The organism is Pseudomonas sp. S44, from assembly GCF_016624805.1.
Lineage (GTDB): Bacteria > Pseudomonadota > Gammaproteobacteria > Pseudomonadales > Pseudomonadaceae > Aquipseudomonas > Aquipseudomonas machongensis.
In genome coordinates this window covers 11844-32118 of record NZ_JACVTY010000034.1, presented here as the reverse complement: position 1 = coordinate 32118, position 20275 = coordinate 11844, and the positions used below count along the sequence as shown (strand labels likewise).

General features: G+C 64.6%; 11 protein-coding genes. 3 read left to right on the top strand and 8 right to left on the bottom strand.

Features of this window, described 5'->3' with window-relative positions:
• Nucleotides 1-164 precede the first annotated feature (164 nt).
• Nucleotides 165-5315 (top strand): SpvB/TcaC N-terminal domain-containing protein, encoded by a 5151-nt coding sequence (locus IAE40_RS21585; protein WP_325167290.1) that lies wholly within the window; start codon nt 165-167, stop codon nt 5313-5315.
• 104 nt (nt 5316-5419) lie between these two features.
• Here IAE40_RS21585 and glgX read toward each other — a convergent pair whose 3' ends face one another.
• The 8 genes from glgX to IAE40_RS21545 all read right to left on the bottom strand — a co-directional run bounded on the left by glgX (nt 5420) and on the right by IAE40_RS21545 (nt 17516).
• Nucleotides 5420-7573: a glycogen debranching protein GlgX gene (gene glgX, locus IAE40_RS21580; protein ID WP_153772997.1), complete on the bottom strand. Its 2154-nt coding sequence runs from the start codon at nt 7571-7573 to the stop codon at nt 5420-5422.
• Between the two features lie 260 nt (nt 7574-7833).
• The gene (locus IAE40_RS21575; protein ID WP_151924021.1) at nt 7834-8097 is read right to left on the bottom strand and encodes a DUF2934 domain-containing protein; all 264 of its coding nucleotides are present in this window, start codon (nt 8095-8097) and stop codon (nt 7834-7836) included.
• Between the two features lie 17 nt (nt 8098-8114).
• Nucleotides 8115-10889 (bottom strand): malto-oligosyltrehalose synthase, encoded by a 2775-nt coding sequence (locus tag IAE40_RS21570; RefSeq protein ID WP_200603836.1) that lies wholly within the window; start codon nt 10887-10889, stop codon nt 8115-8117.
• Nucleotides 10886-12955 carry a 4-alpha-glucanotransferase gene (malQ, locus tag IAE40_RS21565; protein ID WP_200603835.1) on the bottom strand — a complete coding sequence of 690 codons (2070 nt, stop codon included), beginning with the start codon at nt 12953-12955 and terminating at the stop codon, nt 10886-10888. The genes IAE40_RS21570 and malQ overlap by 4 nt, the downstream gene beginning before the upstream one ends.
• Nucleotides 12952-14694 carry a malto-oligosyltrehalose trehalohydrolase gene (gene treZ, locus IAE40_RS21560; protein WP_200603834.1) on the bottom strand — a complete coding sequence of 581 codons (1743 nt, stop codon included), beginning with the start codon at nt 14692-14694 and terminating at the stop codon, nt 12952-12954. The genes malQ and treZ overlap by 4 nt, the downstream gene beginning before the upstream one ends.
• Before the next feature lie 15 nt (nt 14695-14709).
• Entirely contained in the window at nt 14710-16269 is a 1560-nt protein-coding gene (gene glgA / locus IAE40_RS21555) for a glycogen synthase GlgA (protein WP_200603833.1), read from the bottom strand.
• Nucleotides 16270-16713: 444 nt separating this feature from the next.
• Complete coding sequence (locus IAE40_RS21550; protein ID WP_153773002.1) at nt 16714-17172, bottom strand: SgcJ/EcaC family oxidoreductase; 459 nt, start codon at nt 17170-17172, stop codon at nt 16714-16716.
• Nucleotides 17173-17348: 176 nt separating this feature from the next.
• Nucleotides 17349-17516, bottom strand: coding sequence for a DUF6026 family protein (locus IAE40_RS21545; RefSeq protein WP_226938273.1), 168 nt, complete (start codon nt 17514-17516; stop codon nt 17349-17351).
• Between the two features lie 160 nt (nt 17517-17676).
• Between IAE40_RS21545 and gnd the strand changes: the two genes are divergently transcribed.
• Nucleotides 17677-18705: a phosphogluconate dehydrogenase (NAD(+)-dependent, decarboxylating) gene (gene gnd / locus IAE40_RS21540; protein ID WP_256673967.1), complete on the top strand. Its 1029-nt coding sequence runs from the start codon at nt 17677-17679 to the stop codon at nt 18703-18705.
• Nucleotides 18702-20207, top strand: a complete 1506-nt coding sequence (zwf, locus tag IAE40_RS21535) for a glucose-6-phosphate dehydrogenase (protein ID WP_200603832.1) — start codon at nt 18702-18704, stop codon at nt 20205-20207. Before gnd ends, zwf begins: the two co-directional genes overlap by 4 nt.
• Nucleotides 20208-20275 lie beyond the last annotated feature (68 nt).

Below are 20275 nucleotides of genomic sequence, written 5' to 3'. Positions count from 1 at the left end.
CGAGCGTTCGGAGCCGTACCTTTACCCTCGTTACGAGATGCTTTGTATGCATTGCCAAACAGCTCGCCGTTTGATCAAGAGCGGTCGGGTGATCTGAAGTAACTGCGCGGATCAATGCTGCGCGTCATGCATAGGTAGGTTGGAACGGGTCACAGGAGGGGTTCATGCCCGACTCATTGGATGGGTATTCACACGAAAAGCAGACTGCTGCTTCGGGTCAGGCCCCCGCTCCCGCGACGGGAGAGGGAGACGCCTCCTTCTACACCCCCCCAGCCCTCCCCAAGGGCGGCGGCACGGTCTCGGTCGGTGGCGGCATGCTTTCGGCGGGTGGCCCGGATGGTTCGGCTGGTTGGCAAATGCCCCTGCCATCGCCGGCTGGTCGTGCGCTGTCGGCGGAACTGGCATTGCACTATTCCTCCGGCGGCGGCAACAGCGCCTTTGGCGCCGGCTGGGATTGCGATTTGCCGGCGATTTTCTGCATGACCCGCTTCGGTTTCCCTAAATACGACGGCAACGACCGAATGGTGGGTCCGTCCGGGGAGGAAGTCCTCAAGGCAGGTGCACCCCATGATCGCGCAGGCTTGCCGTTCGCCGAGACCTCTGATGGTGAGCGCTACAGCGTTACCCCTTGGTGCCTGCGCAGCGGTGCGCCCTCGCAGCGTCTGGAGCACTGGGTGGTCAAAGGCGCCGTGGCTGACCCTGGTTTCTGGCTGCACTGGCAGCCCGATGGCAGTCTTTCGTTGTTTGGCTGGTCGGCCTCTGCACGTCTGCACGATCCGGCAGCCCCTGAACGTGTGGCGGGCTGGTATCTGGAAGAGCGGGTTTCGGCTCGTGGCGAGCATCTGGTGTACCGATATCGCGCCGAAGACGAAAAGGGTTGCAGCGACCAGGAGCTCAAGGCCCACCCGCATGTCGTCAACCTCTATGCCGATGCTGTCTACGCCATGAACGCCACGCCTTCGCAGGCGCTGCTGATTCCACAAGACGGCTTCGACGAGACGGACTTTCTCACCTTCACCCAATTCGACTATGGCGAGCGCGGCGCCGATCCCGAGCGCGTGCCTGGGCTTGCGCCGGAGCAGGACTGGCCAGTGCGCGACGACTGCCATTCGTTCTGGCGCTATGGGTTCAACGTGCGCATCCGCCGGCTGTGCCGCGATGTGCTGCTCTGGCACCGCACCGCACGCATGAACGGCGAGGCCGACGACACGCCAGAGCTGGTGGCACGACTACACCTGCAGTACGACAGTAGCCCGGTCAGCAGCATTCTGGTGTCGGCGCAACAACTGTCGAGCGTATCCGACTGTCGCTTGCCGCCGATGGAGTTCGAGCTGACCCGACCGGGCAGGGCTACGCCCGGTTGGGAAGCGATGCCAGCGCTCGACGGATTCTGGGCCCCTGCATGGCAGATGGCCGACTTGCTGGGCGAAGGCGTGCCAGGCCTGTTGTACCGAGATCAGGACGCCTGGCATTACCGGCCGCCGATGCGGGCGGGCAAGACCCGAGGCGCGGAGCAGGATGCGATCAGCTGGGGAGCGCCGTGGCCCTTGCCCAAGCGTCCGGCCGATAGCACTGGCAGCCTGACCGACCTGGATGGTGATGGTCGCCCCGAGTGGTTGATCACCGAGGAGGGAATGCGTGGCAGTTTCACGCTGGCGCCCGACGGTATCTGGGGGGCGTGGAAACCACTGTTGAGCTTGCCCAGCGAGTATGGTCATCAGGCTGCGCAGATGACTGATCTCACCGGCGACGGCCGCTCCGATGTGGTCATGCTGCACGCCCTCGGTCCACGTAGCGTGCGACTGTACCCCAGCGCAGGCGCCGACGGCTGGCTGGCTGCGGTTACCGCGCAGTACGCAGGACGCGAAGCGCTTCCATTACTGGATAGGGCCGACCGTCAACTGGTGGCCTTCGCCGATCCTGCCGGCAGTGGCCAGTCGCACCTGCTGCGCATCACTGGCGACGGCGTGACGCTCTGGCCGTCCCTGGGCTATGGCCGGTTCGACGAGGCCATCAGTATCCCTGGTTTCAAGGTGGACAATTTCAACGCCTCGCGGGTGTACCTCGCCGACACCGACGGTACAGGCACCACCGATATCCTTTACCTGGAACCCGCCCGTATCCGTGTGTTCATCAGCCAGTGCGGCAACCGTTTCGTCGAGGGGCCTGCGATCGAGATGCCGATGGGGGTGACGCTGGACAGTGAAACCCAGCTGCAGGTGGCCGACATCCGTGGTCAAGGTACTGCCGACTTGCTGGTGACGGCGCCGGATCATGGCCCTGAAAAAAAACGCCGCAGTTGGCTGTACCGCTTCAACGACCACCGGCCGTGGTTGCTGTCGACCATCGTCGACAACATCGGCAACCGCACCGAGTTGCAGTACCGCAGCTCGGCTCAGGCCTGGCTCGATGAAAAGGCCGAACAGCTGGCCCGCGGCCAGACCCCGGTCAGCTACTTGCCGTTCCCGGTCCATACCGTGAGCCGGGTCACGACGCTCAATGAAATCACCGGCTTGTGCATGGGCCGCGAGACCACCTATCTCGGCGGCGTATGGGATGGTCGCGAGCGTGAATTTGCCGGGTTCAGGCGCCTGATCCAGACCGACACCCATGAAGTGGCCCGGTCGATGGCTGCACATCTGTCGCCGCCCTCGCGTACCTGCACCTGGTTCTACACCGGGGTGGAGGCGCTCGATGCGGCGGCTGACGGTGCTTTTGTCGACATGGATGCCCGATTCCCTCCGGCTCCACCGCGTTTCACCCAATGGCGCGACGAGGCAGAGGAGGCGCTCGAGGTGACGGGGGCGCTGCGCGCCTGGCTGTACCGCGCGGCCCGTGGCCAGGTCATGCGCATCGAGGTGTATGGAGAAGATGGCCATCCGCGTGCAGGAAACCCCTACAGGCTCGAGCGCTCGCGCCTGCAGATCCGGGCCCTGGCCAGTGCCGATCCACAACGACCGAGTGCCCTGGTGACGCCGATCCAGCATCTGGCATTCAGTTGCGAGCGGGTACCGGAGGACCCGGTGGTCGCCCAGACACTTGTTCTCGCGCAGGACCTGTATGGCAACGTGCTGCAAAGTGCTGCCGTCAACTATCCGCGTCAGTTGAGCGAGGCGGACCTGGTCAAGGAGGAGGGGGAACGGCAGATCTATCCCGACAGCTTGCCGGCGGGCTTGATCGAGGCAAGTTGCGATGAGCAGCAGTACGACTGTTGGATCAACCTGACCCGCGCTCGCGTGCACAACCTGGCCCGTGGCGATGACTTTGTCATCGGTCTGGCCGATGGCACGCGTCGGGATGTGATCAAGTTGACGGCCAGCGACGTGCCCAAAGACGGTTTCAGCGTGGAGAACCTGGCAGTGGAGGAGCTGCTGGTGGCCGATCCGCAGAGGACGACGCTGGTCGGCTACGAGAAGGCGGTCTGGCGACAAGCCGATGGTACAGGCGCCGCGAAGGTCCCTTCGCGTCAGGCACTGCTGGCCTATACCCGCACGGCGATGCTCGACAAGGCTTCACTGGACGTCCTGCGTCCGACCTTCGAGCAGACCTTGGGCAATCTGGTGGAGCAGGCGCTGGCCAACCCGAATGCCGACCCGGCAGTGTTGCGTCGGGTGCGCGAGCGCTTGCCGGAAGTGACGGCGGTTGCGACCTCGTACCCGCTGCTGATGGCTTATCTGCAGTGCTCGCCCCACGACGCGCAGGCGCTCGGGCTTCTGCGCGCGGCGCTCAAGACAGTGATTTCGGTGGACGCCTTGCGCGAGCGGCTGTACCAGGCCGACGCTGCGGCGTTGCCGGAGGGCTTGCAGGCGGCGTTGCGCAAGCAGAGCCGTGTGGCCGATGCGGCTCTGCCAGCAGTGGTGGCATGGTTCGCCGGCCAGGCGCAAGGCAGCGCGGATCTGCAGCAGCTGCATGCCGCAGTGGCGGACGGACTGGCCGTGACTGGTGCTGACAGCGTGTTCTGGCGAGTCGTGCTGGCCAACCTTGCCACGCGCGGCGCTGATTCATCCCGGCCTGTCCAACTGCAGGCATGGTTGGAAGACGTCCAGCACTTGCTGGACACCCGGGTGCAGGCCGAATCCCTGACCGAGCTGCTCAAGCGTGGCGGCTATGTCGCCATGAGCCGAGCGGAGGACGCCGAAGAGCTGGCCGAGCCGCACGATCCCTCCGGCGCAGGCGCGCCATCGATCCCGTGGGCGCCGCCAGTCGAAGAGGCGTACTGCGGCCATCACGGCATTTCAGGGTATCGCGGCGCCGAGCATTTCTGGACGCCCGACACCGTCCAGGAAAGTACGGTGATTGGCCCCCGCCAACTGCAGTACACCACCCATGACATTGCCGTGTGCCGGGTGACCGATGCTGCCGGTCTGACCTCCACCGTGGAGGTGTATGACTGGCGCTTCATGCAGCCGGCGCAGATCAAGGACGCCAATGACAACACCCACACCAGCAGCCTCGATGCATTGGGACGGGTGATGCATACGCGCTTCTATGGCACCGAAACCCCGGCGGGCAGCGATGAAGCCGTGATGAGCGGCTTCTCCCCCGATGCTGCCTTCACGCCCCCTCGCACGGTCGAGCAAGCCGTGGCCCTCAACGAGAGCAAGGGAGTGCCGGTGGCCATGGCATTCACCAACGTGGTCGACAGCTGGATGCCATTGGCGCTGCAGGCCGATGGTCGTATCGCGGGCGCCCGCCGTTGCGGTGCATTGGCCTGGCAGCGGGATGTGCGGCGTTTGCGTCGGGATGGCATCGAGGTGTCTGGCGACCTGTTCATGGCCGGACGTACGCCACCCCATGTGATCCAGATCCAGCCCGACCGTTATGACAACGACCCCGAGCAACAGGTGCGCGTCCAGGTGTCGCTGACAGGCGGCTCGCAGTTGTTGCAGGCCGCCATCCTCAATCCGGGCGGCGAGGCGTTCGTGCGCACTGAGGAAGGAGGGCTTGCCCAGGATCAGGACGGGCACGCCGTGTTGGCCCACGCCGAGGTGCGCTGGGCGGTCACCGGCAAGACCGAGTTCGACAACAAGGGGCAGGCGGTTCGAAAGTGGTTGCCGTTCTACCTCGACGACTGGCGCTGGGTCAGCGACGACAGTGCGCGTGAAGGGATCTATGCCGACACGCATTTCTACGATGCGTTGGGCCGCGAATGCAGGATCGTGCGCGCCAATGGCGAGGATGTCGACGGCGAGTGGGCGAACTACGAGCAGCGCGTGCAGGTATATCCCTGGTTCACGGTATCGGAGGACGAAAACGATACCTGGCAGGAGGTCATCGAGCGGGCGCGGCTCAAGGCGCGCAGTACCTTGCATTGAGGCGCTGGCCTCGGGCCTTCGATGTGACTCGAGAACGTGCCGATGGGCTGCGGGGCAGTCCATCGGCAATTGTCACGCGGGCGAGGGCGGGTATCGCCGGCTGATCATTCCTCGTCGCGTTGCAGCACCATCAAAAGCATCGAGCGGCCCTGCACCTCGAACAGGCTGTCGAACGCCAGGTGCTGCGCCTTGCGCAACTGCGGCCGATCGGTATCGATCAGGCAACTCCAATGCTCGCCCTCCGGTACGCTCGGCAGCTTGAACGGCACCACGTCGTGATGCGCATTGACGATCAGCAACACTGTTGCTTCCGCTCCTGGCCGGGCGATGCCGCTGACCTGCGCACGGCCGTCGATGAGCATGCCCAGGCAACGGCCGTGGGGGTCTTCCCACTGCTCGACGCTCATTTCGTTGCCGTCAGGGGCGAGCCAGGTGACGTCCTTGACCCCGATCGCCTCGTTGTAGTCGCCGACCAGGAAGCTCGAGCGGCGCAGCACCGGGTATTGCAACCTGAGCTGGGTAAGGCGTTTGACGAACTTCAGCAGCGCCTGGCCTTCGTCGTCCAGGTCCCAGTTGACCCAGCCGATCTCGCTGTCCTGGCAGTAGGCGTTGTTGTTGCCATGCTGGGTGCGGCTGAACTCGTCACCGGCGACGATCATCGGCGTACCCTGCGACAGCAGCAGGGTGGCGAAGAAATTGCGCATCTGGCGCAGGCGCAGGGCCTTGATCTCGGGGTCGTCGGTCGGGCCTTCGACGCCGCAGTTCCAGGATAGGTTGTTGCTGGTACCGTCCTGATTGTTCTCGTCGTTGTCCTCGTTGTGCTTCTCGTTGTACGAGACCAGGTCGCGCAGGGTGAAGCCGTCATGGGCGGTGATGAAGTTGACCGAGGCGTAGGGGCGTCGGCCGCGATTGTTGAACATGTCGCCTGAGCCTGTCAGGCGGGCAGCGAAATCGGCGAGTTGGCCTTCGTCACCTTTCCAGAATGCCCGTGCCGTATCGCGGAACCGGTCGTTCCATTCCGCCCAGCCGGGGGCGAAGTTGCCCACCTGGTAGCCGCCGGGGCCGCAGTCCCAGGGCTCGGCGATCAGCTTGACGCTGCGCAGCAGCGGGTCCTGGCGGCAGGCGACGAGGAAGCTGTGACGCTCGCTGTAACCGTCGTGGTAGCGGCCCAGGATGGTCGCCAGGTCGAAGCGGAAGCCGTCCACATGCATCTCGCCCGCCCAATAGCGCAGTGAGTCGGTGACCAGTTGCAGCACACACGGGTGGCTCAGGTCGAGGGTGTTGCCGGTGCCCGAATCGTTGATGTAGAAGCGCTTGTCGTCGGGCATCAGGCGGTAGTAAGAGGCGTTGTCGATGCCGCGCATCGACAGGGTCGGGCCACGCTCGTTGCCCTCGGCGGTGTGGTTGTAGACCACATCGAGGATCACTTCCAGACCCTTCTCGTGGACGTGCGCGACCATCTCCTTGAACTCGGCGATCTTGCCACTGGCCAGGTATTTGGGATGGGGGGCGAAGAAGGCCAGGGTGTTGTAGCCCCAATAGTTGTTCAGGCCCTTGTCCAGCAGGTGCTGATCGTTGACGAAAGCGTGGATGGGCAGCAGCTCGATGCTGGAAACGCCCAGATCCTTGATGTGCCCCAGCAGCTCGTCGTTGGCAAGCCCAGCGAAGGTGCCGCGCAGATGCTCGGGGACAGCCGGGTGGCGCATGCTGATGCCACGGGCGTGGGCTTCGTAGATGACGGTCTGCTCCCAGGGAATCTGCACCCGCTGGTCGCGACCCCAGGTAAAGGCCGGGTCGACCACCTTGCACTTGGGCACGAAGGGGGCGCTGTCGCGTTCATCGAACGACAGGTCGTCGTCGGGGTGGCCCAGGGTGTAGCCGAACAGCGCCTCGGACCATTTCAGCTCGCCCACCAGTTGCTTGGCGTAGGGGTCGATCAGCAGCTTGTTGGCGTTGAAACGGTGACCGTTCTGCGGCTCGTAGGGGCCGTGCACGCGATAGCCATAGACCAGCCCCGGATGCGCATCGGGCAGGTAACCGTGATAGATCTCGTCGGTGTATTCGGGCAGCTCGATGCGCTCGAGCTCGTTTTCGCCGGTCGCATCGAAGATGCACAGCTCGACCTTGGTAGCGTTGGCGGAGAACAGCGCGAAATTCACGCCCAGCCCGTCCCAGGTTGCACCGAGCGGGAAGGGCAGGCCCTCGCGAATCCGGGTTGGCGCGACGGAACGGGTTTTCTTCGGGGTGCGTGGGGTCATGACAGTCCTCGTCTGGCCAGGTGAATTGAATTGAATTCGGCTGTGGGAGCGGCGGTTCGCCGCTGCGACTTGCCCGCGAAAAAAGACACCGCGCTGCCTGGCACGGGCTACGCCCGTGTTCGCGGGCAAGCCCGCTCCCACAGGGACAGGCTTGCCTTTGGATTTTTTACAGGACAGCTGTTCTCAAAGGGAGGGGCTGGCCTTTGGCTTTTGAACAAGGCAGCTGCTCCACAGGTCTTGGGTTGAACCGCAGGCGGGTATCAGCCGGCGGCGGGCTTGCGCGGCGCCCGTGGTTTTTTCTCGGTCACAGGCTTGCCCGCCGGCAGCGCGGCAGCCTTGGGTTCGGCAGGTGCCTTGGGCTTGGCTGCGGCCTTCTTGCGTGGTGCAGCCTTGGGCGCCAGGGCTTCGGCTTCGGCCAGCTTGCGAGCCATCTCCCAGTGGCGCTCTTCCTCGCCTACCGGTTTACCCTCCGACTCCCAGATCTGGTAGGCGAATTCGCGGATACGTTTTTCATCGACACTCATTTCGACGCTCCTGAAGTTCATGCATGTTCAATCAACAGGTTGAGCGGAAAATCCGACAGCACATCGCTCAGCATCAGCTCCCTAGAAGGGCTGACAGCGGTGTGTGCGAAAAGTCCCTTGCAAGTGGCAGGCGACAAGGCAAACGGCAAAACAAGCCGGGTATCGTCCCAGTTCTGTGCCGGGATAAGGGGTATCGGGGCTGCGCCCAGCAAGGTGCTGGCCAGCCGTGGCGCGATGACGATGGCACGCTCGCCCTCACCGAGGCGGGCAAAGGCCAGCACCTTGTCAGCGTGACGACCCTGGGTGTTGAGCGGCAGGTAGGCACCGCGCAGGAACAGCTCGGGATGCGCTCGGCGCAGGTCCAGCACGCGGGCGATCAAGGCCTGCTTGATGCGCCCGTCGCGCCAGTGTTCGAGCAGTTCGGCCTCGGGCAGGCTGTTGTCCAGGCTGGCACGTCTTGCCGGGTAGTCCACTGGGCGGCGGTTGTCCGGGTCGACCAGGCTCAAGTCCCAGTATTCGTTGCCCTGATACAGGTCCGGCACACCGGGTGTGGTCATGCGCAGCAGGCACTGGACCAGGCCGTTGAGGGCGCCCGGGCAGGCAATGCGGGCCACGGCGTCGGCGAGCGAGTGACGCAGTTGCTGGTTTTCGCTGTCGAGCAGGAGGCCATCGAGGTAGCGGGCGCAGGCCTGTTCGTAGCGCTCGTTGGGGGCGGCCCAGCTGCTGCGCAGCTTGGCTTCGCGCAGGGCTTTCTGCTGCCACTGGCGCACACGTTCGGCAAAGTGCTCCAGGCCCTGCGGGTCATCACGGCCTAGCGCCAGGGGCCAACTGGCGAGCAGGGTCTGGAACAGCAGCAACTCGTCGCCGGGGCTCGGTGCCAGGCCGTCTTCGAGGGTTTCACGCAGCGGCTCGGCCAGTTCGCGCCAGTGCTCGACGCGGCTGGCGAGCCACTGGCTGTGTTCACTGAGCACCGCCAGGCGCGCGCGACAGTCTTCGCCGCGCTTGTGGTCGTGGGTGGCAGTGGCCAGCAGGTTATCCGGGAAGTCGCGCAGGCGGCGCTGCGCTTCGTTGTGGAACTGCGCAGGTGTGGCGCTGAAACGCTCGGCCTCGAAGCCCACGTCGTTGCGCGAGAGCAGGCGTGCGCTGCGGTAGAACGCCGTGTCCTCGACCGCCTTGGCGGCGCTGGGTGCGGTCAGTTGCTGGAAGCGTACGCACGCGTGGCGCAGGTGCTTGCGCGCGCGCCCGACAGGCAACTGGCGCCAGGGCTGTCCGCCGAGCCAGCGCTCGAGGTGGTCGAGCAACGGCCAGTCGGCTTCGCTGAGCGACTGCCGGGCGCCTTCCAGGGCGCGCTGGAAGAACGCCTCATCCTGCTCAGGGCGGCCACAGGCATTGATGTAGGTGCGGTACACCGAATAGTGCTCGACCAGCGCCTGCAGGGCACGGCGGATTGCGCCGAGGGTGAGGTCGCGGGTCATCAGGTCGTCGCGGGCCACCTGCAACAGCGCCTGGGCCACCGACTCGCAGTCACCGGCCAAGCTGGCATTGAGCACCAGGCGTCTTGCGACGCGCACTTCCTCGTCGAACGCGGGGCGCTCGCTGACGTTGTGCCAGAGCTCGGTCAACGGCGCTTCGCCGGCCGGATCGTGTTGCAGCAGCGAGACCTGGTTCATGAACTCGTAGCCGGTGGTGCCGTCGGTGAGCCAATCCTGGTGCAGGTGCTCGTCGGTACCGAGGATCTTTTCCACGTAGATCGGGAAATGTTCGAGTGCCGCTTCTGGCGGACGCAGGGCCAGCAAGTGATCGACACGGCGGCGCAGGTTGCGGCAGTAGCGCCGAGGGTCGGCCAGGCCGTCGATATGGTCGATGCGCAGGCCATCGACCAGGCCGCGAGCGATCAGCTCGAACAGCTTGGCGTGGGTCGCTTCGAACACCGTGGCCCGTTCCACGCGCAGGCCGCCCAGCTCGTTGATATCGAAAAAGCGCCGCCAGTTGATGTCGTCGGCAGCGGTGCGCCAACTGGCCAGGCGGTAGGTCTGGCGTTCGAGCAGCAGATGCAGGCGCTTGAAACCAGGCTCGCTGCGGCTGTCGAAGGCGGCCAGGGCCTGCTCCAGGTGGGCGCCGGTGCGTACCAGGCGGGCCAGTTCCGCCTGTAATGGCAGGGCCTCGGAAAGTGGGTCGGTGCAGTCGCTCAGGGCGCTGAAACGTGTGGCCAGCGCCTGCAACGAAGGATCATCGCTGTGGTTGAGAATCCGTCCGTAATCCAGCGGACAGATCGGGAAACGGTGCTCGTAGTGCTCGATCTGCAGCAACCCGTGCTCAGCGTCGAAGGTCAGCGGAATCTCGCCATTCTGCAGGGCAATACCATAGTCATTGCCCAGGAACGGCAGCAGCAACTGACCGGCCAGCAGCGGGTCGCTGGAGTGCCACTGGATATCGAAGAATTCGGCGTAGGGGCTGCGCCGTCCCCAGGCCAGCAGGCTCTGCCACCAGGGGTTGTCGGCACCGCCCACGGCCATGTGGTTGGACACGGTGTCGAGGATCAGCCCCATGCCGTGCTGGCGCAGCGCGGCCACCAGCCGCTGCAGCGCCGCTTCGCCGCCCAGCTCGGGATTGACCTGAGTCGGATCGACCACGTCGTAGCCGTGCCGAGAGCCGGCGCGGGCCTTGAGTATGGGCGACGCGTACAGGTGGCTGATGCCCAATTGGGCGAAGTAGGGCACCAGTGGCACGGCATCGTCGAGGGTGAAGTCGCTGTGAAATTGCAGGCGCTGGGTGGCGGTCAAGGGTTTCATCGGTCGCGCTCCCAGGCTTGTTCGCGCGCCTGCGCCAGCAGTTCCAGGCGGCGTGCGGCATCTTCGTCGTCGAGCAGTTCGGCAACCGGCAGGGCGAAGCGTCGGCGCCAGTTGGGGTGGCCGTCGGTGGTGCCGGGCAGGTTGGGTTGTTCGTCACTGCCGAGCAGGTCTTCGAGCGGGACCAGCACGAGCGGTGCGCGGGTGTGGCCGACATAACGGATGGCGGTGTCGATCAAGGCGTCGTTATCCTTCAAAGGGCCATAGTTCGCTTCCAGGCTGCGGCGCAGGCCGTGAATCTCCTGCTCGCGCTCATGCCGCCAATGCAGTTCGGTGGCGGCGTCGATCAGTTGCAGGCGGTGGTTCCAGTCGATGTCCCGTGCTCGCAGCCACCCGGCCAGCGGGGCGAGGTCGTGGGTGCCGGTGGTGGCCAGGGCGGTATCGGGCCAGTCGAGGATCGGCTTGAAGTGGCCGGTCGAGGTCTGCTCGAACGGCAGCACGCGCATGCCCAGCACGCCCTTGTCCGCCAGTTGCTCACGCAGCCCGGACGGTACGGTGCCGAGGTCTTCGCCGAGGATCACGGCCTGATGGCGTGCCGACTCGAGTGCCAGCAGGCGCAGCAGGTCTTCGACGGGGTAGTTCAGGTACGCACCTTCGCTCGGCTTGGCACCGCGCGGGATCAGCCACAGGCGTCGCAGCCCCATAACATGATCGATGCGCAGGCCGCCGGCGTGGGCGAGGTTGGCCCGCAACATTTCGATGAAGGCTCGGTAGCCGTTGCGCTTGAGGCCCTCGGGCGAGAAGGCGCAGATGCCCCAGTCCTGGCCGGAGCGGTTGAGGATGTCGGGCGGCGCGCCGACCTTGAGTTCGGCCAGCAGTTCGTCCTGGCGGCTCCAGGCCTGGCTGCCGGCACCGTCGGCACCCACCGCCAGGTCAGCGATCAAGCCGATGCCCATGCCGTTGCTGCGCGCGGCATCCTGGGCGCGTTGCAGGCTGCGCTCGGTGAGCCATTGGCAGAAGGCATGAAACTCCACACGCGCCGGATAGGCCGCCGCCATGGCCTGCACTTCCGGCTCTTCGGGGCTGCGCCAGGCGTCTGGCCAGGCGCGCCAGTCGGCCCCCAGGCCTTGCTCCACGGCTTCGGCCTGCAGCACTTCGAAATGGCAATGGTGCTCCAGGGCTTGGCCAGCGGACTGGCGAAAACTGTCGAAGTCCGGGCGCAGGGGATGTTCGCGCTGGCTGAAATCTGCATATAGCGCCTTGAGCAGCTTGTGCCGCACATCGGCCGCGCGTGGCCAGTCGACCAGCGACGTCTGCTCCAGGTCTTCGAGGCTCTGAGTCAGGCCCGCAGCCTCGGCCGCCATGCGCACCTCGCGCTCGCCGAGCAGTACCGAGGGGCTGGCGTAGAGCGTGTTGAGCAACAGGCGGCTGGACGGTGAGTAGGGGCTGAAGTGCTGTTGGTCGTACATCGACAACGCATGGATCGGGCTGATCGCCAGCGCATCGGCGCCTCGCTCTGCCGCACTGCGCGCCAGTTGCTCCAGGGCCAGGCAGTCGCCATAGCCACCGTCGCCGGGGCGGCGCAGGCTGTAGAGTTGCACGGCCAGGCCCCAGCGACGTGGCGGGGATTGCTCGCTTATGTCCTGCAGGCTGTGGCAACGCGGCGGCGCGACAGCGATGGTGAGCTTTCGGTCATCGATTTCCAGGCGGTGGTAGCCGGTAGGCAGTTCGCCGGGCAGTTGTGCCAGTGGGTCGAGGGTCAGCGCGTGCACGCTGCCGTCTTCCTGGGTGCAACGTACCTGGCTGTTCGGGCTGAACCAGCGTGCCAGGGCCAGCGGCTGGCCGAGGTCGGCAGTGAGCAGTGGCGGCAGGTGCTCGCTGTCGTCGAGCTGCTCCAGGGCGGCCAGGCTGCGCGCGATGGCAGCGTCATCCTCGGCCGGATGGCCAAGCTCTTGCAGGACCCGGCGCAGAGCCTCGTCAGATACCTGCTGGGGACGATCGTTGGCGTCTATCCAGTCGCGGGCAAGGCCCGCGCGGGCGGCGAGACGGTGCAGGGGCATTTCGCTCATGGCGTCTCCAGGCGAGAGGGAAGCAGGCTGACCACGCAGCTGTACGCGGCCAGGGTGGAGTCCGTATGGGCGTTGTCACTGCTGTCGAACAGGCGTGTATCCATGCCTGGCAAAGTAATGGGCTGCGCAGATGCGCCAAGGTTCAAATCGATGCGCAACTCGCAGCCGTCGCCCAGTCGCCAGCGGGCGCTGAGGGCTTTGTCGCCGAGCACTTCGACGCCCAGTGCGCGGCTGCCCACCAGGCGCGGGACGATCTCGCGATGGCGGATGTGCAGCAGTTGGTGATAGAGGCCGTGCCAGCCAGCGAGGACTTGTGTGTTGATCGGGCGTGAGGCTTCGAAGGTTTGCAGGGCGTTGGGGTCAGGTATGTGCGCGCGCTTCTCGGGGTCGGCGAAGGCTGCAAAGTGAGCGAACTCGCCGCGCCGACCTTCGCGCACGGCATCGGCCAGCTCATCGTGGAAATCGGTGAAGAACAGGAACGGCTGGCAACTGCCTTCTTCGTCCCCCATGAACAGTAGCGGGATCATTGGCGCCAACAGCAGCAGGCCGGTGGCGGCCCGCAGCGCCGTGGGAGGGCACAGGCGATTGAGGCGCTCGCCCAAGGCGCGGTTGCCGATCTGGTCGTGGTTCTGCAAGAACAGTACGAAGGCACTCGGTGGCAAGTGAGCGCTGGGCTCGCCACGGGGTGTGCCATGGCGGTTGGGCTCGCCCTGAAACACGAAGCCTTCGCTCAGGCACCGGGCCAGTTGCTCGATCGGGCGGTCCTTGTAGTCGGCGTAGTAGCCTTCGGTCTCGCCCGTCAGCAGCACGTGCAGGGCGTTGTGGCCGTCATCGTTCCACTGCGCGTCGAAGCCTTGCTCGAGCAGCGCCGCTTGGTTGTGTTCGTTCTCCAGCACCAGCCACACTTCGCGGCCCGGCTCGACAGCGGCGCGTACGCGGCGGGCCAGTTCGATGAGGAAGTCCGGTTGGTCGATGGCGTGCACGGCATCCAGGCGCAGCCCATCGAAGCGGTAGTCGCACAGCCACATCAGGGCGTTCTGGATGAAGAACTCGCGCACTTCTGCGCGGCGAAAGTCGATGGCGGCGCCCCAAGGCGTCTGGCGGTCTTCGCGGAAGAACCCGCTGGCGTACTTCGGCAAGTAATTGCCGTCAGGGCCAAAGTGGTTGTAGACCACATCAAGCATCACCATCAGCCCATGGCCATGGGCCTGATCGATGAGTGCGCACAATTGCTCCGGGCTGCCGTAAGCATTATGTGGGGCGAAGGGCTGGGCGCCGTCGTAGCCCCAGTTACGCTCGCCGGGGAACTGGTTGATCGGCATCAGCTCGATGGCGGTGATGCCCAGTTCTGCCAGGCGTGGCAGGTGCTGGGAAACGCCTGCATAGCCGCCGAGCAGGCCCACGTGCAGTTCCTGGATCACCGCCTCGTGCCATGGGCGGCCTCGCCAGAGGTGCTTCCAGCCGTAACGCTGGGGATCGACGACTTCACTGGGGCCGTGCACGCCGTCAGGCTGGTAGCGCGACGCCGGGTCGGCCACCTGCAGGTGGCCGTCGATCCTGAAATGGTAGCGATCACCCGCCTGGCAGGGGGCGATGCCGATAAACCAGCCATCCTCTTCGGGCAGCAGCTCGACAGACGGCTGCCGCTCGATTTCCACGCTCACGTTGCGCGCATCCGGCGCCCAGAGGGCGAAGCGCGTCGACGTGGCGTCCAGTTGCTGTGCGCCATGCCTGTGCATCTTCGTAGCCCTCGTTCAGTAGTGGCGGCTATGTGCCTGGCAGACCAGTTCCTCATAAAGGCGAGCGTAGGGTTCCACCGCCTGGCACCAGTTGAACGGTTGAGTCATCGACAGGCACCGCATGGCGTTGAGCAGATCTTTCTTGCCGTGTACGTAGAAGGCGCGGTTCAGGGCTTCGCGGTAGCTCTCGGGGCTCGATTCGTTGAACAGGAAACCCGTGACGCCATCTTCGATGGTGTCGGCCAGACCGCCGGTATTGCGCGCCACCGGCAGTGAGCCGAAACGCTGTGCGTACATCTGGCTCAAGCCGCACGGCTCGTAGCGCGAGGGCATCAGCAGAAAATCGCTGCCGGCGAACATGCGTCGGGCATCGGTTTCGTTGAAGCCGATGCGCACGCCGATGCGGCCCGGATGGCGCAGGGCCAGATCGCGCATGGCCTGTTCTTCCTCCGGCTCGCCACGGCCGATGATCGCGATTTGTCCGCCCTGGCGGACGATGTCGTCGGCCACGCTCAGCGTCAGGTCCAGGCCTTTCTGGTAGACCAGGCGCGAGACCACGGCGAACAGAGGCCCTTGGCACGGCTCCAGGCCGAACAGCTCGCGGACCTGCTCGGCATTGCGGGCCTTGCCTTCCCAGTCGTTGATGCTGAAGTTGTGCACCAGGTGCGAGTCGGTGGCCGAATCCCAGCTCTCGTCAATGCCATTGGGGATGCCGCCTAGCAGGCCTTGCTGGGCCTTGCTTGCAAGAAAACCGTCGAGGCCGCAGCCGAACTCGGGCGTGGTGATCTCCCGGGCGTAGGTGGCACTGACCGTGGTGATGTGGCTCGAGTAGGCAAGCCCGGCCTTGAGGAACGACAGCTTGCCGTAGAACTCCATGCCTTCCTGCTGCATGGCATGGTCGGGAATGGCCAGCTCCGGGCTGCAGCCTCGGCTGTAGACACCCTGGTACGCGAGGTTGTGGATGGTGAACAAGGTCGGTGTGTTCAGGCCGCGCCAGTGCATGTAGGCAGGCGCCAGACCGGCTGGCCAGTCATGGGCGTGCACCAGATCGGGGCGCCAGTGCGCCATTGCATCGCCTGCGGCGATCTCTGCGGCGGCCAGGCCCAGGCGGGCGAAACGGATATGGTTGTCGGGCCAGTCACGGCCATTGTTGGCACCATACGGGGTGCCTTCGCGCTCGTACAACTCGGGGCAGATCAGCACGTAGATGACCAGGCCATCCGCCAGGTCCATGCGTCCGATCTTGCACGGCGGAAGCGCAGCATGGCCACCGAGTTCGCCGACGATGTGAATGGGGTTGTCGCTGTCGACCACCTGCGGATAACCCGGAATCAAGACCCGCACATCGTGCAGGTGTGACAGCGCCCTGGGCAGGGCTGCGGAGACATCGCCCAGGCCGCCTGTCTTGACCAGGTCGGCGATTTCGGAGGTGACGAACAGCACCTTGCGCTTGTGCGGATTGTTGCGGCGCGTGGTAGCGGGTGCCTTGCCTGCCGTGGCGAAGCCAGGTGCAACAGGCTCGCGATTTTCCAGGTTGAATGATTCTGCGTGAGGCTCGACAGCGGCACTGATCATACTTCTCTCCGTCCCTTGTTCATGCGGGTGCTGGCACCCGTTGCGTTTATCTCGTGTCTGTTCTCGCTTTGACTTTCAGCATCTTCGTAGTGCATTCCTTGCCCCATGGTCGTGCGCGCAGGCACAGCGCGAGCGGCATTCCGGCCGAACAGGCGCCTGGACAGTGTGGGGTGGGCGGGCTGACGCGTGAGGAAGTCCCTTTGCGCGGCCTACTTACTTCCTGACCTACCCGTGTTTTGGAAAGTTCGACTTGATTGCGTCACTGGTTTCGGAGCAAAACACGGGCCGAATCCTCAGTGTAGGGGACGAAAGGTAGGTGGGGTGACCCATTGGTCACTATTTGCGCGACCGTTGATCTGCGCAAACGTTGGCGCGCTGGAGCCGCGGCAACGCAGTGTTGCTGCGGCGGATCAGGCACCCGCTGAACGAGGAGGGCGGGCCGTGTCAGGTGGTTGGCAGCAGCGAAGAATGATGGTGGTTGATCAGCCACTGCTGGCCGTCCCAGCGGTAGGTAAAGGTGTAGCGCGCAGCGACCTGTTGCCCGGTCTTGGCGAAGTTGAAGGTATATAACCCGGTCAGTGTGGCTTTGTTGCAGGTCTGGCTCAGGTGATGGGTATCGAGCTTGCCGGAGGGCTGGTCGGCGAGGAAATGCTTGAAGTAGTCGAGGCGCTCGGCGGTAGTCAGGCGTGGGATTTTCGATACGGTCGGCAGCAGGACTGCATCGTTTTCGTACAAGTTGGCCACCTGCTCTGGATCGCCGCTGCGCAGGCTGTCGTTCCAGCGCTCGAATAGCGCCACGGCTTGTTTCTCGTCGAGTGGTTGGCACGGCTGGGGCGCAGCGTGGGCGTGCAGGCTGAGGCTCCCCAGCAACGCGAGCGGGAGCCAGTGGATCATTTTATTCATGGGCGTCTTCTACGCGGAGCAGGCACCGGAATGGGCCTGCGGCGTCGCTCAATCTAGGTAGTCTTGGATCGAGCCCATATAGGCACACGCGTCTACCTTTGAAGGTGTTTTCGCTATGCAGCAGACGGGTAGGTCAGGGCGCCGCGCACGCAGGGGCTGCGCGGCGCGGCGAAAGGTCAGAGGCCGGCAGCCTTGCTGCCCAGGCGCGCCTGTTCGAGCAACAGGTTCAGCTCTGCCACCTGCTGGCGCAGTTGATCGCGCTCGTCCTTCAATTGGCGCAATTCGTCGCGGCGCACAGTGACATAGAGGGTCTGGGGGGGAGTGGCAGGCATGTAGGTACCCAAGAGAACACCTCGCAGTTTGGCTGGTGACAGTAACAAGCGTAGACGCTTCGTGCGGCGCGCATTCTGAATTCTTTCCCTGTCCTTGGGAACTTTTTTGTTTATGGTGGTCACGCCGTTCGTCGGTGAACCCTCGTGCGGTACGCTGGACTAACCTGAACACCTGAATCGCGTTCGTCATCCATTTTCGCAAGGGGAGCATCGGCACATGCAACTGGGAATCGTCGGGCTGGGCCGCATGGGCGGCAATATCGCAAGACGGCTGATGCGCGCAGGCCACCAGACCGTGGTACACGATCGCAACCGTGATGCCGTCAGCGCTCTGAGCAGCGAGGGCGCCCTGGGCGCCCATGACCTCGGCGCGCTGGTACAGAAACTCAAGGCGCCACGGGCGGTGTGGGTCATGCTGCCGGCGGGCGAGCCTACCGAGCAGACCATCACCCAGCTCGCCGAGCTGCTCGAGCCAGGCGATGCGATCATCGATGGCGGCAACACCTTCTACAAAGATGACATGCGCCGCGCCGCCCATCTGTCAACGCGTGGCCTGCACTATCTGGACGTAGGCACGTCCGGTGGTGTCTGGGGCCTGGAGCGGGGCTATTGCATGATGATCGGCGGCGAAAAGGACGTGTTCGAACGGCTGGAGCCGCTGTTCAAGGCGCTGGCGCCGGGCGTGGGTGACATTGCGCGCACCCAGGGTCGCACGGGTGAGCATGGGCGTGCCGAGCATGGCTACATTCACGCCGGCCCGCCCGGTGCCGGGCACTATGTGAAGATGGTGCACAACGGTATCGAGTACGGCTTGATGCAGGCTTATGCCGAAGGTTTCGACCTGCTGCGCAGCAAGGGCGGCACCGAGTTGCCCGAGGACCAGCGTTTCGACCTGAACGTGGCGGAGATCGCCGAAGTCTGGCGGCGCGGCAGTGTGGTCACTTCGTGGCTGCTCGACCTCACCGCCGATGCGCTGGTCGCCGATCCGCAACTGGCCCAGTTCAGCGGTTCGGTGTCCGACAGTGGTGAAGGGCGCTGGACCATCGATGCTGCAGTCGAGCAGGCAGTACCGGTGCCGGTGTTGTCCAGCGCGTTGTTTGCCCGTTTCCGCTCACGCCAGCAGCAAGGCACCTTCGGCGACAAGGTGTTGTCTGCCATGCGCCTGGGCTTCGGTGGCCATGTCGAGAAGAAGGGTTCATGAGCAAACAGACGATTCCCGCCGCGCCGCCCTGCACGCTGTTCCTGTTCGGCGCCAATGGCGACCTGGTCAAGCGTCTGCTGATGCCGGCGTTGTACAACCTCAGCCGTGACGGTTTGCTGGACCGCAACCTGCGTATTGTCGGAGTCGACCATAACCAGGCCAGCGCCGAGCAGTTCGCCGAGCGCCTGCACGACTTCATGATCGAGCGCGACAAGGGCGGCGAGGGCGCAGGCAAGTGCCTGGACGAAGGGCTGTGGTCGCGCCTGGCCAAGCGTCTGGACTACCAGACCGGCGACTTCCTGGACCCTGCGACCTATTCGGAGATCGGCAAGCGCATCGCCAAGACCCGTCACGGCAACGCCATCTTCTACCTGGCCACTTCGCCGCGTTTCTTTCCCGAGGTGGCCCAGCGCCTGGGCGAGGCGGGCCTGCTCGACGAGTCTGCGGGCGGCTTTCGCCGGGTGGTGGTGGAAAAGCCATTCGGTACCGATCTTGCCAGCGCCGAGGCGCTCAACGCTTGCCTGCTCAAGGTGATGAGCGAGCGGCAGATCTATCGCATCGACCATTACCTGGGCAAGGAAACGGTGCAGAACATTCTGGTCAGCCGCTTCTCGAATGGCCTGTTCGAATCGTTCTGGAACAACCACTACATCGATCACGTGCAGATTACTGCCGCCGAGACCGTCGGGGTCGAGACGCGTGGCGCGTTCTACGACAATACCGGTGCCTTGCGTGACATGGTGCCCAACCACCTGTTCCAGTTGCTGGCGATGGTCGCCATGGAGCCACCGGCGGCCTTCGGTGCTGACGCTGTCAGGGGCGAGAAAGCCAAGGTGATCGGTGCCATCCGCCCATGGTCGCAGAAAATGGCGCTGAAGAACTCGGTGCGGGGGCAGTACGTGGCGGGCAAGCAGGGCCGCAAACGGATGGCCGGTTATCGCCAGGAGCACAATGTCGACACGCGCAGCCGCACCGAAACCTACGTCGCGCTCAAGGTGATGATCGACAACTGGCGCTGGGCGGGCGTGCCGTTCTACCTGCGCACCGGCAAGCGCATGAGCGTGCGCGACACCGAAATCGCCATCTGCTTCAAGCCTGCACCTTACGCGCAGTTTCGCGAGTCGGAGCTGGAGCGGCCCAAGCCCAACTACCTGAAGATTCAGATTCAGCCCAATGAAGGCATGTGGTTCGATCTACAGGCCAAACGCCCCGGGCCTGAACTGGTGATGGAGAACGTCGAGCTGGGTTTTGCCTACAAGGACTTCTTCAAGATGACCCCGGCGACCGGTTACGAAACCTTGATCTACGATTGTCTGACCGGTGACCAGACGTTGTTCCAGCGGGCCGACAATATCGAGAATGGTTGGCGTGCGGTACAGCCTTTCCTCGACGCCTGGGCCAGTGGTGGCGAAGTGCATGAGTACGAGGCGGGGGAGGATGGGCCCGAAGCCGGCTATGAATTGCTGAGCCGGGACAAGCGCGAGTGGCACCGCCTGGGCTGAAAGACGGCTGAGTAGAGGCCAGCCCAATCCCTGTGGGAGCGGGCTGGCCTTTAGATTTTGAGCAAGAC

Coding starts and splice junctions, on each gene's coding strand:
- IAE40_RS21585 (WP_325167290.1), top strand. CDS start 165: ATGCCCGACTCATTGGATGGGTATTCACACGAAAAGCAGACTGCTGCT.
- glgX (WP_153772997.1), bottom strand. CDS start 7,573: ATGACCCCACGCACCCCGAAGAAAACCCGTTCCGTCGCGCCAACCCGG.
- IAE40_RS21575 (WP_151924021.1), bottom strand. CDS start 8,097: ATGAGTGTCGATGAAAAACGTATCCGCGAATTCGCCTACCAGATCTGG.
- IAE40_RS21570 (WP_200603836.1), bottom strand. CDS start 10,889: ATGAAACCCTTGACCGCCACCCAGCGCCTGCAATTTCACAGCGACTTC.
- malQ (WP_200603835.1), bottom strand. CDS start 12,955: ATGAGCGAAATGCCCCTGCACCGTCTCGCCGCCCGCGCGGGCCTTGCC.
- treZ (WP_200603834.1), bottom strand. CDS start 14,694: ATGCACAGGCATGGCGCACAGCAACTGGACGCCACGTCGACGCGCTTC.
- glgA (WP_200603833.1), bottom strand. CDS start 16,269: ATGATCAGTGCCGCTGTCGAGCCTCACGCAGAATCATTCAACCTGGAA.
- IAE40_RS21550 (WP_153773002.1), bottom strand. CDS start 17,172: ATGAATAAAATGATCCACTGGCTCCCGCTCGCGTTGCTGGGGAGCCTC.
- zwf (WP_200603832.1), top strand. CDS start 18,702: ATGAGCAAACAGACGATTCCCGCCGCGCCGCCCTGCACGCTGTTCCTG.